The 12,807-nt window shown below is 59.0% G+C and carries 29 protein-coding genes and 1 tRNA gene; 29 read left to right on the top strand and 1 reads right to left on the bottom strand.

The genetic code is table 11. The features are described 5' to 3' along the window. Positions 1-128: 128 nt before the first annotated feature. The 28 genes from ACX3P0_RS02550 (at position 129) to ACX3P0_RS02415 (ending at position 11,565) form a co-directional block, all read left to right on the top strand. Positions 129-335 carry an Arc family DNA-binding protein gene (locus ACX3P0_RS02550; RefSeq protein ID WP_459086322.1) on the top strand — a complete coding sequence of 69 codons (207 nt, stop codon included), beginning with the start codon at positions 129-131 and terminating at the stop codon, positions 333-335. A 46-nt stretch (positions 336-381) separates the two neighbouring features. Next, positions 382-609: a hypothetical protein gene (locus tag ACX3P0_RS02545; RefSeq protein WP_459086320.1), complete on the top strand. Its 228-nt coding sequence runs from the start codon at positions 382-384 to the stop codon at positions 607-609. A 54-nt stretch (positions 610-663) separates the two neighbouring features. Further along, the gene (locus ACX3P0_RS02540) at positions 664-1,068 is read left to right on the top strand and encodes a type II toxin-antitoxin system PemK/MazF family toxin (RefSeq protein ID WP_459086319.1); all 405 of its coding nucleotides are present in this window, start codon (positions 664-666) and stop codon (positions 1,066-1,068) included. A 358-nt stretch (positions 1,069-1,426) separates the two neighbouring features. Next, on the top strand, positions 1,427-1,729 hold the full coding sequence (locus ACX3P0_RS02535; RefSeq protein WP_459086318.1) for a hypothetical protein: 303 nt from the start codon (positions 1,427-1,429) through the stop codon (positions 1,727-1,729). 49 nt (positions 1,730-1,778) lie between these two features. Beyond that, on the top strand, positions 1,779-2,012 hold the full coding sequence (locus tag ACX3P0_RS02530) for a hypothetical protein (RefSeq protein ID WP_459086316.1): 234 nt from the start codon (positions 1,779-1,781) through the stop codon (positions 2,010-2,012). 38 nt (positions 2,013-2,050) lie between these two features. Further along, on the top strand, positions 2,051-2,503 hold the full coding sequence (locus tag ACX3P0_RS02525) for a hypothetical protein (protein ID WP_459086314.1): 453 nt from the start codon (positions 2,051-2,053) through the stop codon (positions 2,501-2,503). Then, on the top strand, positions 2,503-2,847 hold the full coding sequence (locus ACX3P0_RS02520; protein WP_459086312.1) for a Lar family restriction alleviation protein: 345 nt from the start codon (positions 2,503-2,505) through the stop codon (positions 2,845-2,847). The genes ACX3P0_RS02525 and ACX3P0_RS02520 overlap by 1 nt, the downstream gene beginning before the upstream one ends. Next, the gene (locus ACX3P0_RS02515; protein ID WP_459086311.1) at positions 2,844-3,101 is read left to right on the top strand and encodes a hypothetical protein; all 258 of its coding nucleotides are present in this window, start codon (positions 2,844-2,846) and stop codon (positions 3,099-3,101) included. The genes ACX3P0_RS02520 and ACX3P0_RS02515 overlap by 4 nt, the downstream gene beginning before the upstream one ends. Positions 3,102-3,212: 111 nt before the next feature. Further along, positions 3,213-3,494, top strand: coding sequence for a hypothetical protein (locus tag ACX3P0_RS02510; RefSeq protein WP_459086309.1), 282 nt, complete (start codon positions 3,213-3,215; stop codon positions 3,492-3,494). Continuing rightward, entirely contained in the window at positions 3,491-3,670 is a 180-nt protein-coding gene (locus ACX3P0_RS02505) for a hypothetical protein (RefSeq protein WP_459086307.1), read from the top strand. The genes ACX3P0_RS02510 and ACX3P0_RS02505 overlap by 4 nt, the downstream gene beginning before the upstream one ends. Further along, positions 3,667-3,837: a hypothetical protein gene (locus ACX3P0_RS02500; RefSeq protein ID WP_459086306.1), complete on the top strand. Its 171-nt coding sequence runs from the start codon at positions 3,667-3,669 to the stop codon at positions 3,835-3,837. The genes ACX3P0_RS02505 and ACX3P0_RS02500 overlap by 4 nt, the downstream gene beginning before the upstream one ends. Then, positions 3,834-4,508 (top strand): 3'-5' exonuclease family protein, encoded by a 675-nt coding sequence (locus ACX3P0_RS02495; protein WP_459086305.1) that lies wholly within the window; start codon positions 3,834-3,836, stop codon positions 4,506-4,508. The genes ACX3P0_RS02500 and ACX3P0_RS02495 overlap by 4 nt, the downstream gene beginning before the upstream one ends. Next, a complete protein-coding gene (locus tag ACX3P0_RS02490; RefSeq protein WP_459086303.1) occupies positions 4,505-5,260 on the top strand; it encodes a hypothetical protein in 756 nt (251 codons plus the stop codon). Before ACX3P0_RS02495 ends, ACX3P0_RS02490 begins: the two co-directional genes overlap by 4 nt. Before the next feature lie 26 nt (positions 5,261-5,286). Further along, positions 5,287-5,529 (top strand): hypothetical protein, encoded by a 243-nt coding sequence (locus tag ACX3P0_RS02485; RefSeq protein ID WP_459086302.1) that lies wholly within the window; start codon positions 5,287-5,289, stop codon positions 5,527-5,529. A 12-nt stretch (positions 5,530-5,541) separates the two neighbouring features. After that, positions 5,542-5,940, top strand: a complete 399-nt coding sequence (locus tag ACX3P0_RS02480; RefSeq protein WP_459086300.1) for a recombination protein NinB — start codon at positions 5,542-5,544, stop codon at positions 5,938-5,940. Then, positions 5,937-6,155 (top strand): hypothetical protein, encoded by a 219-nt coding sequence (locus ACX3P0_RS02475; RefSeq protein ID WP_459086298.1) that lies wholly within the window; start codon positions 5,937-5,939, stop codon positions 6,153-6,155. Before ACX3P0_RS02480 ends, ACX3P0_RS02475 begins: the two co-directional genes overlap by 4 nt. A gap of 189 nt (positions 6,156-6,344) precedes the next feature. After that, a complete protein-coding gene (locus ACX3P0_RS02470) occupies positions 6,345-6,704 on the top strand; it encodes a hypothetical protein (RefSeq protein ID WP_459086296.1) in 360 nt (119 codons plus the stop codon). After that, positions 6,704-7,087: a hypothetical protein gene (locus ACX3P0_RS02465; RefSeq protein ID WP_459086294.1), complete on the top strand. Its 384-nt coding sequence runs from the start codon at positions 6,704-6,706 to the stop codon at positions 7,085-7,087. Before ACX3P0_RS02470 ends, ACX3P0_RS02465 begins: the two co-directional genes overlap by 1 nt. Next, positions 7,084-7,920 carry a hypothetical protein gene (locus ACX3P0_RS02460; RefSeq protein ID WP_459086292.1) on the top strand — a complete coding sequence of 279 codons (837 nt, stop codon included), beginning with the start codon at positions 7,084-7,086 and terminating at the stop codon, positions 7,918-7,920. Before ACX3P0_RS02465 ends, ACX3P0_RS02460 begins: the two co-directional genes overlap by 4 nt. A 1-nt stretch (position 7,921) precedes the next feature. Beyond that, on the top strand, positions 7,922-8,293 hold the full coding sequence (locus tag ACX3P0_RS02455; protein ID WP_459086291.1) for a hypothetical protein: 372 nt from the start codon (positions 7,922-7,924) through the stop codon (positions 8,291-8,293). Next, positions 8,283-8,501 carry a hypothetical protein gene (locus tag ACX3P0_RS02450; protein ID WP_459086289.1) on the top strand — a complete coding sequence of 73 codons (219 nt, stop codon included), beginning with the start codon at positions 8,283-8,285 and terminating at the stop codon, positions 8,499-8,501. The genes ACX3P0_RS02455 and ACX3P0_RS02450 overlap by 11 nt, the downstream gene beginning before the upstream one ends. Then, the gene (locus ACX3P0_RS02445; protein WP_459086287.1) at positions 8,498-8,977 is read left to right on the top strand and encodes a hypothetical protein; all 480 of its coding nucleotides are present in this window, start codon (positions 8,498-8,500) and stop codon (positions 8,975-8,977) included. Before ACX3P0_RS02450 ends, ACX3P0_RS02445 begins: the two co-directional genes overlap by 4 nt. Then, positions 8,974-9,309, top strand: coding sequence for a hypothetical protein (locus ACX3P0_RS02440; protein ID WP_459086285.1), 336 nt, complete (start codon positions 8,974-8,976; stop codon positions 9,307-9,309). Before ACX3P0_RS02445 ends, ACX3P0_RS02440 begins: the two co-directional genes overlap by 4 nt. After that, entirely contained in the window at positions 9,302-9,520 is a 219-nt protein-coding gene (locus ACX3P0_RS02435; protein ID WP_459086283.1) for a hypothetical protein, read from the top strand. Before ACX3P0_RS02440 ends, ACX3P0_RS02435 begins: the two co-directional genes overlap by 8 nt. After that, entirely contained in the window at positions 9,510-9,950 is a 441-nt protein-coding gene (locus ACX3P0_RS02430) for a hypothetical protein (protein ID WP_459086282.1), read from the top strand. Before ACX3P0_RS02435 ends, ACX3P0_RS02430 begins: the two co-directional genes overlap by 11 nt. Next, complete coding sequence (locus tag ACX3P0_RS02425; RefSeq protein ID WP_459086280.1) at positions 9,940-10,308, top strand: DUF4326 domain-containing protein; 369 nt, start codon at positions 9,940-9,942, stop codon at positions 10,306-10,308. Before ACX3P0_RS02430 ends, ACX3P0_RS02425 begins: the two co-directional genes overlap by 11 nt. Next, the gene (locus ACX3P0_RS02420) at positions 10,301-10,483 is read left to right on the top strand and encodes a hypothetical protein (protein ID WP_459086279.1); all 183 of its coding nucleotides are present in this window, start codon (positions 10,301-10,303) and stop codon (positions 10,481-10,483) included. The genes ACX3P0_RS02425 and ACX3P0_RS02420 overlap by 8 nt, the downstream gene beginning before the upstream one ends. After that, a complete protein-coding gene (locus tag ACX3P0_RS02415; RefSeq protein ID WP_459086277.1) occupies positions 10,480-11,565 on the top strand; it encodes a tyrosine-type recombinase/integrase in 1,086 nt (361 codons plus the stop codon). The genes ACX3P0_RS02420 and ACX3P0_RS02415 overlap by 4 nt, the downstream gene beginning before the upstream one ends. 30 nt (positions 11,566-11,595) lie before the next feature. On the opposite strand, the gene ACX3P0_RS02410 is transcribed toward ACX3P0_RS02415, so the two are convergent. Beyond that, positions 11,596-11,680: transfer RNA gene (locus ACX3P0_RS02410), tRNA-Leu, on the bottom strand. A 284-nt stretch (positions 11,681-11,964) separates the two neighbouring features. Here ACX3P0_RS02410 and lipB point away from each other — a divergent pair. After that, positions 11,965-12,693: a lipoyl(octanoyl) transferase LipB gene (lipB, locus tag ACX3P0_RS02405; protein ID WP_459086275.1), complete on the top strand. Its 729-nt coding sequence runs from the start codon at positions 11,965-11,967 to the stop codon at positions 12,691-12,693. The last annotated feature ends 114 nt before the right edge of the window (positions 12,694-12,807 follow it).

Genomic DNA, 12,807 nt, shown 5'->3' with positions numbered 1-12,807 from the left:
TTAACGTAATATTTCAAGATGTAGCATTCGCCTGTGGATAGCGGGGATATGGTACTAGGAACTGGTAGCTTTATACCAATTCATGGAACGATTTCGGGGCGTTAAGCTTTCGGCCATAAGGACTGGCCATGTCACAGTCCGATCCGACAAGCTTTCACCTCCGGTTATCACCCGCCCTTATGAAGCGGATCAAACTGGCCGCCGTGGAAAATGACCGAAGCATCAATGCCGAGATGTTCTTGCGCTTAGAAAGCTCGTTCGACCTGGCGGACACCAAACGGCAGGAACTCCGGTCCCTATTGAACGACGCGATAACCGTTCTCGACCGAGGCTAGCCAAGCCCCGCTTGTGATCAGTGGGGAAAGACGGTTAGATCAGGAGATGGAAGACGACGATCTTGACGCAGAAATCAGATCGCTTGCCGCGCGGCGCGCCCGCGCGATTGTGATGCGCGAAGGTGCGGCGCTCGCCTTGTCCGCCCGCGAATTGGACGAGCCGGCGATTGAAGCAGACAGCCAGCTTCTCGCCATGGCGATTGCGCAGGCTATTGTCGACGCCTATTCGGGATTGCTGGACGATCGGGACGACGAGCCTGAGGGGAGCGCGTAGGTTGCAGTCGGGCTTGAAACGGCGTTATGCAGGGATGGGCATCAGGGGAATCGCATGGGCGTCCTTTACCATCCGCAAGTCGGAACCATTCTCCGTGTAGATCTAAATGACGGCTTTCGCGTTCCAGAAATGCGAAAACGGAGACCGGCTATCGTAATTTCGCCGGCATTACCTGGACGGGATCAACTATGTACGATTGTCCCGCTCAGCACGACTGAACCGCGCCCCTGCCAGCCATATAATTGCTTGCTGGAATTAGACCCACCCTTACCCTTTCCCTACAATACCCCTCGCATGTGGGTGAAGGCAGATATGGTCATGTGCGTGGCCTTTCACCGGCTCAAACTGCTCGACAAAGGCAAGGATCACAACGGCAATCGTGTCTATGATGTCCGCGTTCTATCCTCCGAAATAATGGACGAAATTCGCGATTGCATGAAGGTCGCACTAGGCTTCTGACGTTGACTTTCACGCCAAAATGCACATATTGAACATGGCCCCGGAGATATCCGGGATTTAAGTCCCTACCAAGGGCCGTTACGACCGGCGATGCAAGCTAATCGTAGCGTCAGAATGAAGGCCTCGCTTCGGCGGGGCCTTTTCTTTTAGCCCTTCTCCCTCCCCAGCCCCGGCTCATCACCGGGGCTTTTTGTTGTCTGCGATTCGTTTTTTCTCCGCATGAATTCCGGGCAACTCAAAAATAATACCCGCTAAAGCGTGAATATGACTTGCGCTGCCCGCTATTGCGTGCAATTCTCTCCTTGTCCCCAGCGAGCCACCCGGCTCCTAGACGGAACAGGCAAGGGAGAACAGACAGATGGACGAAGCCGCATTCCTGAAGAACGAGCGCCCGACCGAATTTGAAGCTCGGTTCACAGTCGAGGGCGAAGTTCGCGTCACCATCGAAGCTGAAAGCCTGGATGAGGCGAAAGCCAAGGCTGCCGCCATGGTCGAAGACGAGGAATTCGGCCTCGAATTGGACGAAGTGACCGACGCGTCAATCGGCTCCGTCTGGAAATCACCCACGATGTTTTTGGTCCTTCGCGACGGCAAAACCATGCAGGTCAGCCGCCTCATCGAAGGCGACCAGCCGCGAGAGTTCACCGAAACCGGCTTCTGATTTCACAGCCGAGCCGGGCGGCATAGTCCCGGCAGAAAGTTTTACGGCTATGAACGCCCAAACCGAACAGAACAGCACGCATACGCCGACGAAGCGGATTGATCCCTGCTATCGCATGGAACGCGCCCGGCTTCTCTCGAACATTCTTTGCTCCAAAAAGCTTGAGCGCCGGGGATTCGATACCCGCCCTCGTGGCTGGCACGAACTCGGCAGCAAAGTCACCCAGCGCCAGCTTGCAACGCTGCGCGGCAATTGGGCCGGTCACACGCAGGTGCAATCGTGACCGCCCTCCCTCGCATTTCCAAGGAAGCCGAAGCCTACATGGGCGAGACGCCGCTTTCGGTTCGCCCGAACTTGGCCGACGCGATTGCTGTCTACGGCAACCCCGACACCGTTGGCCGGGAAAAGGCGATTGACGCAATTGCCGAGGGGCGGGCCGCATTCTGGACGATGAGCAGCTATTCGAGCACGTCGAACTCTGGCCTGCCGTACACGCTCAATTCTGGGGTAGGCATTACCGAGGCCATTGCCGAGGCTTATTCCGACTGGCGGTATGCCTACAACCCAAAGCTTAAAACGCAACAACGACTTGCCGCGCTCGACACCATCGTTCCGCTGAACCGCAAGGCCGTCAATTCGCTGGCGCTGGCCTATGAGCGCGCCGGATCGTTCCGTGATGACGCGGAGCTTGAGCTGAGAGCCAAGCGCGACACTCGCCGCCAGACCAAGCGCGAGCCGTTCACCTACGCCAATTTCAAAGCTGGGAGGGTTTGATGACCGACAAGAACACGCCCTTGTTGCCAGAACTTCTGCCGTGCCCGCACTGTGGCAGCGCCCACATCACGGATCGGCATGTCCGCGATGGACGGCAGATGTTTTGCATCAACTGCGGCGCATCCGCTGTCCCGGCCTACTACGGGCCAAACAACGACACGATGGAACGCGCCACCGCTGCTTGGAACCGTCGCGCCCCCTCTCAGGATGCAGAGACAATAAAGGCGCTGAGGGAGCAGATCGCGAGGAAAGACGCGGCGCTCAAGGTCGCGCTCATGTGGTCGGACGCGGATTGGGTAGGTTACGAAACCGTCACCGCCGCTCTCGCAGGGAGCGCGTCATGACCTCCCGCGCCCGCCACGAACACCAGATCAAGATGCTGGACACATGGGCCGGCAGTGAATTGGACGATGCTGTTCATCGCGTCATTGCCCGTTATCGCGGCCTTTCGTTCTTCACTGACGAACAGATTGAAGAAATCCGCGCCGAGATGATCCAGCGCGAATGGTTCTCTCACAAGATCAAGCGCGAGAACCGCAAACGGAGGGCTGCGTCCGCGTCCCTGTCAGCCTCACAGAAGGAACCGGATCATGTGTGACCGCGCCCTCACCGATGCCTGCAACTGGCTCGCAACTCACCCCCGCTGGACCTGCGTGCTGCTTATCGCACTGATCTTGGTCGCGGGACAGATGGATACACGGTGGCTCGCATGAGCAAGAACCACGACGGCGGTCCTGCGTTCCCGCGTCCGAAAAGTTTCAAAGAGGACGGGACGAGCGGCGTCAGGGTAATTTCCTGTGACGAAGGAATGTCGCTTCGCGACTGGATCGCTGGGCAGATTTTGCCCTCCGTTCTCATAGCCACTAGCGCTGGCCAGCATCAGCTTGAACTCCCCAGCCCCGCAACCAAGGCAGATGTTCAAGCGGCTGTGGCTCGTGACGCATACGAGCTTGCCGACGCCATGCTTTTGGCCCGCGAGGTCGCTCCATGACCCCCCCCAGGCTTACAGCGCAAGAGGCGCGGACACTCGCTCGCAACGCTTCCCGCTGGTGGCCGATCCTCATCAACGCCGGCCAGATTGCCGAGGCCGAGCATCAGCGCGCCGACGCGGAGCTTTACGCCCGCATGGCCGAGAAAATCCAGACCGAAAGGAAAGCAGCGGCATGAGCGATGCAGCATTCCGATTTTATCACGACGCCATGGAAGCCCGCAGGGAAGCGCATTTCATCCTGCGTTCCGGCCTTCCCGGCAGGCTCATTTACGCCCGCGCCAAGCTGCGTCGGGCAATCATCAAATGGCAGCAATACGCCAATTCCAGGAGGGCATCAGCATGACCGATTTTCTATATTTGGACATCGAAACCATCCCGACGACCGACGCTGAAAAGGTCGCGGAAATTGCAGCTTCGATCACATGCCCCGGCAACATTTCCAAGCCCGAAAGTATAGCAGCTTGGGAGGTGGATAAGAAGCCGAGACTGGTCGAAGAAGCCGTCGCAAAGACCTCTTTCTCTGGCGCTTACGGCAAGGTTTGCTGCATCGGCTGGGCGTGGGACAATTTCGAAACCCGGTCCACCATCGGCACGGATGAACGTGAAACCATCCAATCCGCTTTCGACCGGATGAGCGTCGGCGTTTCTCGCGTCCCCGTTGTGACGATTGTCGGCCACTACGTCGCCAACTTCGATCTTCGCTTTCTGATGCAGCGCGCAATCGTTCTCGGCATCACATTACCGGCATGGTTCCCGCGCGATCCCAAGCCTTGGAGCCGCGAAGTCTTCGACACGATGACGGCATGGGCCGGCGCGAAGGACAGCATCAGCCTCGATAATCTCTGCAAGGTGCTGGGTATCCCCGGCAAGGACGGCATTGACGGCTCCATGGTCGCCGGCATGTGGCAGCGTGGCGAATACGACGCGATTGCTTCCTACTGTCGCGATGATGTCGAGCGCGTTCGGAGTGTGCATCGCAAGATGCAGATCACGTTCGGGGAGTTGGCGGCATGACCGATAATCTCGCCCTTTGGCATCAGGTCGAAAAGACCGATCCTGCCCACGTCAAAGCCATTACCGGCAAGAGTTACAAGGGCACGTCTCCCAAGCCTCACTGGATCGTCATGAAGGCGACGGAGACGTTCGGCCCCATCGGCATCGGCTGGGGCTTCACCGTGGACGAGCGCATCGAACGCGGCGCGCTGATTTCCGATGGCTTCTACGAACAGATGCACATCGCCAAGGTGAAGGTCTGGTACAAATGGAATGGCGAGCGCGGCGAAGTCGAGCATATCGGCGGCACCACGTTCAGCGGGAAATATGCCAGCGGCAAAACCTTCACCGACGAAGACGCTCCGAAGAAATCCGTCACCGACGCGCTGATCAAGGCGCTGTCGATGATCGGATTTGCCGGCGATATTTTTATGGGCCGCTTTGACGATAGCAAATACGTCCAAGATGTCGGGCGCGAGTTCCAGGAAGAAAAGCAGCAAGCCGAAAAACCGAAGCCGGTCAGCGCCGCCGAGCAAAAGCGCGGCCTTGAGGCGATTGAGCAGGACTTGCTCGACTGCGCGACCGTCGCAGACGTGGACAAATGCGCCAAGGCTTGGACGTTCATCGTGAACCGAGACAACTGGTCGAAAGACTATCGCGACATCGCCGCCCCGAAGTTTGCGGCGCGACGGTCAACAATCGTCACCAACGACGAAATTCCAGACTTTCCCGGCGACCGTACAGGCGCGGTCGGGAACGTGCTGGCCGGCTAATCCGTCTCCCCAGAAAGGACCGAAAAATGGAACCGATTGCAAAATTCTGGATGGTCTACTGCATGGACGGTGGAAGTCCGACCTTTAAGCATCTCACGAAAGACAGCGCACAGGCAGAGGCCAAACGCCTTGCCGAGCGCTCTCCCGGCAAATTGTTCGTCGTTCTTGCCGCCGTGGATTCTTTCAAGTGCCCACTCGGTCCCGTCGAAAGCGTAAAGCTTCGCAAGGCCACCGAGGAAGAAATCCTCGACAACGACATCCCTTTCTGACGGGAGGCCACAATGGCACAGACAGTCATTCTTGACGGGCCGCGACAGAAGGCGGTGGCGAAAAACCTGATCGACCGCGCACCGTTCAATGCCGTGCTGACGATCAAGGAAGCAACCCGCAACCTCGACCAGAACGCGCGCATGTGGGCCATGCTGTCAGACGTGAGCCGTTCCAAGCCCGAAGGCCGTCACTGGACGCCTGAGACATGGAAGGCAGCTTTCATGCACTCGCTAGGCCATCAGGTGCAGTTCTGTGAAGGGCTGGACAATTCCGGGCCATTCCCTCTCGGCTTTCGTTCCTCGCGCCTCACGGTGCGCCAGATGGCCGATTTAATCACCGTCATCCAGGAATACGGGGACCGACACGAAGTCGCATGGACCGATCCTGCTTACAAGGATTTGGCAGCATGAAAATCGCCCTCGTCATCATGGAAGGCCGTGAGCAAATCGTACTTACGCCAGAGCGGGATATCGAAAAGGACCTTCTCGGCAAGCTTAAAGACAGAAACGTCACCATCCATCGCGGCTCTTTCTACAACTGCCAAGGTGGCTGGTACCGGCAAGGAATGGATGACGAAAGCACTATCCTTGTTCTTGGCGAGCCAGAGCAGGAGCCGAAAGCATGAACCGCTGGATCTCCAATATCATCCGGTGGTGGCAGTGTCGCCATAACCCGATGGCTTCCCTTCCCGGCTGGCGCGAGGGGAATGAAATCGAACGGCGCGGCTATCGTACTGGCTGCACACAGGCTATCGGGCGCGGCCGTAAGGTCAAACGCCAAGCGACGCACGCGGCCCTTCGCGGGAGGGGCTGACATGGCGGCTCTGAACTTCTCACCCGAATTTGCCGGTCCCGTCGAGCGCCGCGAGAAACGGCAGACGATCCGTCAGACGCGCCGCGCCAAGGTAGGCAACCGGATCCAGCTTTACACAGGCCAGCGCACCAAGGACTGCCGGAAGCTGGTCGAGGTCGATCCGATCTGCACGTTCGTCGGCTATGTCGCGATCCGGCCCGAATCCCTGACCGTCTCTGACGTTCGCCAGCATCCGCGCGACCGTGACGAGTTCGCCCGCCTCGACGGGTTCAAGGACTATGCGGCCATGGTCGCTTGGTTTCAGGCCCGCTACGGCCAACAGTCTTTCATCGGCTATCTCCATCGTTGGGAGTGGCAGTAATGGCGCGCGTAGCCTATCACCCCGAAGCGTTCAGCCGCGATCTGTCATCCAAGGCCACCAGGCGCATCGAAGATACCGCGCATCTGGCGTTCATTCGCAAACTCCCTTCGGCTGTCTCTGGCGCGTATGGGTGCCAAGCCTGCCATATCCGGGCAGGAAGCGCCGTCCATCGTAAGAAATGGACTGGCGGGCAGCAGAAGCCAGACGATTGCTGGACGCTTCCCCTGACCTCCGACGAGCACCGCGATCAGCATTCCGGCGCTGAACTCGAGTTCTGGAAACATCACGGCATCGATCCGTTTGGCCTGGCGGCCGATCTGTATTCCGTCACAGGCGACATCGAGGCGGCGACCGCCCTTATCCTGAAAGCGAGGAAATCATGACCGCACTGGACCCGCGCGCCGTGAAGTCGGCATGGAACGCATACGCTGAAAAAGCCCGTATGATCCCATGGGACAGCCTGCATCCTTATGCGATGGAGAATGTCGCGCCCGCTATGGAGGCCGCCATCACTGCCTATCTTGCCGCCACGCAGCCCCAAGCAGGCGAGCCAGTGGAGCCACTTGGGCGAGACTTTGAGGCTGTGTGGGACAAGAACGCCGCCGAATTGTACGAAAGCGATCCAGTCGCTCCGCAGCCCGCCCTAGCGGTGAAGGGGATGAAGGCGCTGGAGTGGGCCATCTCGGAAATTGAGGGCCGCACCAGATACGATAACGACGATCAGTTCGACAATGCGATGAATGAGGCCAAGAAAGCACTCTCCGCATCCAATGGGGAAGCGGGCGCTAATATGTATCGAGCGCCCGTTGATGACGATGAGTTGCAAGAGTGGGCAAATCTTCGGGCAGACGATGCGGGGAGACTAGCTAGAGAATTGATTGGGTACAGGCTCGCCTCCCCGCCCCCTTCGGGAGAGGTAGAGGCGCTGCCAATATCCAGCCTTTGGCAGAACAAGATCGACGACATGGGCCGCGCCAACGGTATTCTTGAAAGCCAAAACCGAGAATTGCGGTTGCGTGCCGAACGAGCGGAGGCCCACGCCGCCCTCTCCGTCTCCCCAGCTACGGCTGACGGGTGGCGGCAGGAACAGCTTGACGCAATGCTGTTGGCCATAGCCAAGGTCGAGCAGCGAACAGGCGAAGTGTACGTTCTCGATCCGAACAAACTCGCAGACTTCCTTGCCCCCACCGCTCCTACGGCTACGGGAGGGCGGTAGGATGACCGGGTCGATTTACACCGCAAGCAAAACGGCGCACGCTTCGAAGTGGCGAGAACTACGAGCGGCAGGGCTTCCAATCAACTCGACATGGATTGACGAAGCCGGCGAGGGCGAAACAAAATGCTTCGAAAGCCTGTGGTCGCGCTGCATCTCTGAGGCGTCGAAGGCGACCGCCGTTCTCTTGTATCGCGAACCTGGCGAAGTCCTGAAAGGTGCGTTCATCGAAGCCGGGGCCGCTCTAGCGTGCGGGGTGCCGGTCCATGCGGTTGGTTGCGAGGAATTCTCGTTCGTCAACCATTCCCTCGTCACTCAGCACGACAATCTCATCGCCGCCCTGCGCGCTCTTGATGGAGGCGACCATGGCGAGTGAATTGGGCTCAACCTATGCCCGCCTGATGATCGAGACGCTGCTGCACGTCCACGCGCTGACCAATATGCACAGGTCGAGCGGTGTTGAGGATCATCGCAAGGCTGCGGCGAACTGGCTTCCTACACTGGAAAGTCAAATGAACGCGTTGCGGCGCGAACTCTCGGAGCCTGCCGGTCGCTCCATACTGGATGGAGGGCGGGAGCCATGAGTGCGTGGGGTGGATTATCTGGAACACCAGAGACGGTTCGTATCGCCCATCTCGAAGCCACCATCACCCGCCTCACCGCTGACAACAAGGCGCTGACGGCGGAAGTCGAGCGACAGGTCGATTTACGAGACCATCAGTGCAAATTGAAGTTGAGCGCCTTTGACCGTGTAGAAGCCGCCGAGGCCAAGCTGGCTAAGGTGGAGGCGCTTTGGCACGAAACATCCGAACAGGCTGTAGCCAACTTCGACAACTGGTTGGAGACGATATCCGACCGTGACCGCCTCTCTGCCGAACTAGCAGAAGCGCTGAAGCGATTAGAGGCAATCCGGGACTACCCGAAAGAAGGCGACAGCCGCCGTACCGAAGACGGCTATCCGCTTGAAATCGTCTATGACGAATTTGCCTATAAGCGGATGGTGGACAGCTACCGTGAAGTCGCCGTCTCCTTCCTCGCCAGCAAGGAGGCCAGCCAGTGAGTGCCAGAGACGTGATAGCTAGGACAATACAGACCTACTTGCGGCACGATAATCCTACCTTCTCAGGAACAAATCTGTTCGCTCACGGCGTCCTTGAAGCACTTACCACCGCCGGCTACCGCATCCTTGGCCCGGATGAACTGGACCCGGTGACGGTAGAGCGGTGCGCGGCGATTGCCATTGAACAGGCAAATGCCGACCTCGGGCTGAAACTGTTGGCGCGAGAAGACAAGGACGGCCACGGGGCGATGATCCATGCAGCCGAAGAAGCTGCCGCGCGGTCCATCGCAATCTCTTTCCGCTCTCTTGTCCCGGAGGCTCCCCATGAATAGGCGCGAGAACCTTGCCGACGATCTAGCGTCCATACAGGTCAATCTTGCTTGTCGCGGTCTGCTCAACGGCTATCTGCCGCCCGTGCAGTGGGAGCCGCTACGCCTGAAGTTGCAAGGCATATACCGCCGCGCAACCGGTGAAGAATTTGCCACACTCACCGTTCAGGAGGCTCCCCAGCCGGAAGCCAAGGGGGCGCATCATGTCGATTGATGAGCTAATGGAGCGGGTACGTGGGCTGACCGGGCCGGATCGGGAGGTGGATGCGGCAATCCACCGGGTGCTCGCTGGTGGCGCTAAAGATCACTGGTATGACTTCCACGGCGTCTGGACAACGGACAGCACTACACCGCCTATCACCGCCAGCCTAGACGCTGCCGTTGCTCTTGTGAAACGTGTCCTACCAGGATGGGGCTACAGGGTGGCGACGTGTTGCGTATCCGACGATGCGTGGCTGTTCCCGGATTACAACTGCCCTATCCACGGCGAACGGTTGAAGCTGGAGGTTAGCGAGGACATCGACTGGATCGAGGTAACCGACATTGATCTGCGTCCGCCCGGTCGCGAGCCTATTGCGCTGGTCTTGTCGCTTCTTGCGGCCCTCCAAGCCCTCAAAGCCAAGGAGGCGCGGGATGACCGGTGAACCGCAACGCGTTCAGCTTTCGCGCAAGAAGGGCTGGAAGATGCCGCCGAACACCATGAAGGTGGATCGGTCCACACGATATGGAAACCCGTTCAAAGCCGAGGCTTTCTGGGATGCTGGATATAAAGGCTCGATTGAAGTCGCCAATGCGAATTGCGTCGGCGCGTTCAAGGCTTGGCTTCTAGGCGAGCGCCATTGGGCGCACGGTTGCATCTTGCCGACGGTCCCGGACATTTCGGCGCTGCGGGGCAAGAACCTCGCATGCTGGTGCAAGCCGGGCCTCCCCTGCCATGCTGACGTTTTGATCGAACTCGCTAATCGCCCTCTCCCTGCCAAGGAGGAAGGGAGAAATGAGTAGGGCGCTGCCGCTCACGCAACGCCAGGTTCGAGCCTTGTGCGAGGGCGCGAAGAAGGCCGGCTACGCACCAATCGTCCAGATTGGCAATGTGCTGATACGACTTGTCCCCGAAGAACACGTTATCCCTGCACAGGATGGCAGCACAATTGACCTCGGAGAGGATATCGAGCTTTGATCGATGGCATGCCAAAAAAGCTGCCGCCTTTCGTCACCTGTGAGCGCTCGCGCCACGGGAAGGTCGTATTTTACTTCCGCAAGGATAAAGGCAAGCGAACTCGCCTCCCAAATCTGAACGCGCCCGACTTCGACGCCAAGTACCTTGCCGCCCTTTCAGCCATAGAGCCGCCAAGGAGAGCCTTGGCTGGCGCTGGCAGCTTGGCGTGGCTCATTACCCGGTACAAGGACAGCGGTGCCTACGCGGCGCTGTCTGTGGCCACCAGACGGCAACGAGATAACATCCTCAAAGGGGTTTCGACCAAAGCGGGCCATCACCCCTATAAATCGATCTCTCGGAAATCTATCGTCAATGGTCGGGAAGCCCGCGCCTCAACGCCGGCACAGGCCAGAAACTACCTCGACGCGATGCGTGGCTTATTCCGCTGGGCAGTCGATGCTGAATTTATCAAATCCGATCCAACCGAAACGGTGAAGAACCCGAAACGCCAAGACGGGGACGGGTTCATTGCATGGTCCGAGGATGATGTAGCGGCCTATGAGGCAAAGTGGCCGGAAGGCACGAAAGAGCGCGTTTGGCTCCACGTCCTGCTCTACACCGGGCTTCGCCGCGGCGATGCCGTTATAATCGGCAAGCAGCACATTCGCGACAGCGTTGCCACGATCAAGACCGAGAAAAGCAAATTCAAGATGGAGGTCAGCATCCCCATCCTGCCGGTGCTGGCAAAAACGCTTGCCGCTGGCCCGACAGGTGATCTTGCCCTGATCGTCGGTGACAACAGAAAGCCGATCGCGAAAGAGACGTTCGGCAACTATTTCCGCGTGGCTTGCCGCAAAGCAGGGCTTGAGAAGCGTTCGGCCCATGGCGTCAGAAAAATTGGTGCAACACGCGCAGCAGAGGCCGGCGCAACCGATAAAGAGCTTGATGCGCTGTTCGGCTGGGAAGGCGGGATGATGTCCAAGCTCTATACGAAAAAGGCAGAACGGAAGCGCTTATCCAGGCAGGCATCGGAAAAGATCGAGAACGCTCAACGCCCTGACTTTTTATCAGATGGCCCGCACCCAAAAAAAATGATAGGCTAATCAAAGCCTTACAATGGCTCAAAAAGAGAATGGTGCGGTCGAGAAGACTCGAACTTCCACGGGTTGCCCCACAGCGACCTCAACGCTGCGCGTCTACCAATTCCGCCACGACCGCACGTGGTAGAGCCGGCAACAACCGGCTCGCGGCGTGTAGCAAATCGTTCCGGGCGAAACAAGGGTGCGCGGTGCAATAATCGCAGGGCTGATCGATCCTAATTTGCCATTCCGCACGCGGACCATCCGTCAGCCCCAAAACTGGACGTTTGATCATGCTATTGCCATATGGCAATACAGCTAGAGCATCGGACCGAAACCGGTTTTCGGAAAATCCGATGCCCACACAAAAGATAGGGCGACAGCCCGGCTTTATCCGAGCATCCGTCGCCCTAGAGATACGTCATGCCTGAACGCAGCAAACTTGCCACGTCGTTTCTGCCCCTGCCCGGCTCCGCGCCGGTAGAATGGCTGGTCGAGCCGGGCCTCACCCCCTATCCGCACGCCATCGCCATCATGGAGGCGCGGGCCGAGGCGATCCGGGCAGGCAGCGCTTGCGAGCTGGTCTGGCTGGTGGAACACCCGCCACTCTATACGGCGGGCACCAGCGCACATGGACAAGACCTGATCGACCCAGATCGATTCCCGGTTTTTGCGGCGGGACGCGGCGGCGAATATACCTATCACGGCCCCGGCCAGCGCGTTGCCTATGTCATGCTCGACCTGAAGCAGAGACGCGAGGACGTTCGGGCCTTCGTCGCGGCGCTCGAGCAGTGGATCATCGCCACCCTCGCCGCCTTCAACGTTCGGGGCGAACGGCGCGAGGATCGCGTCGGCGTATGGGTGGTACGGCCAGACCGCCCGCCCATGCCGGACGGCTCGGCCACAGAAGACAAGATCGCCGCCATCGGCATAAGGCTGCGCCGCTGGGTCAGTTTCCACGGCATCGCGATCAACGTAGAACCCGACCTCGGCCATTTCGGCGGCATCGTGCCCTGCGGCGTGCAGGACCATGGCGTCACCAGCCTTGTCGACCTTGGCCTGCCAGTCACGATGGCCGATCTCGATGCCGCATTGAAAAGTGCCTTCGTGGGCGTTTTCGGCGCGGCGGAAATTCCATCCCCGCCGAGCTGACGGCCTGACGCATTTCAGCGCCGATCAGCCGGTTGTAGCCTGCTGCCTTGGAACGGGCGTGGCAGAAGCGCCCAACCCGGCAAGTCGGCTCATCACATCGCGCCGATCCAGATG

The organism is Mesorhizobium sp. A556 (genome assembly GCF_054489545.1).
Note: the sequence above shows the minus strand (reverse complement) of the source record. Positions and strands in the feature narration are given on the sequence as shown.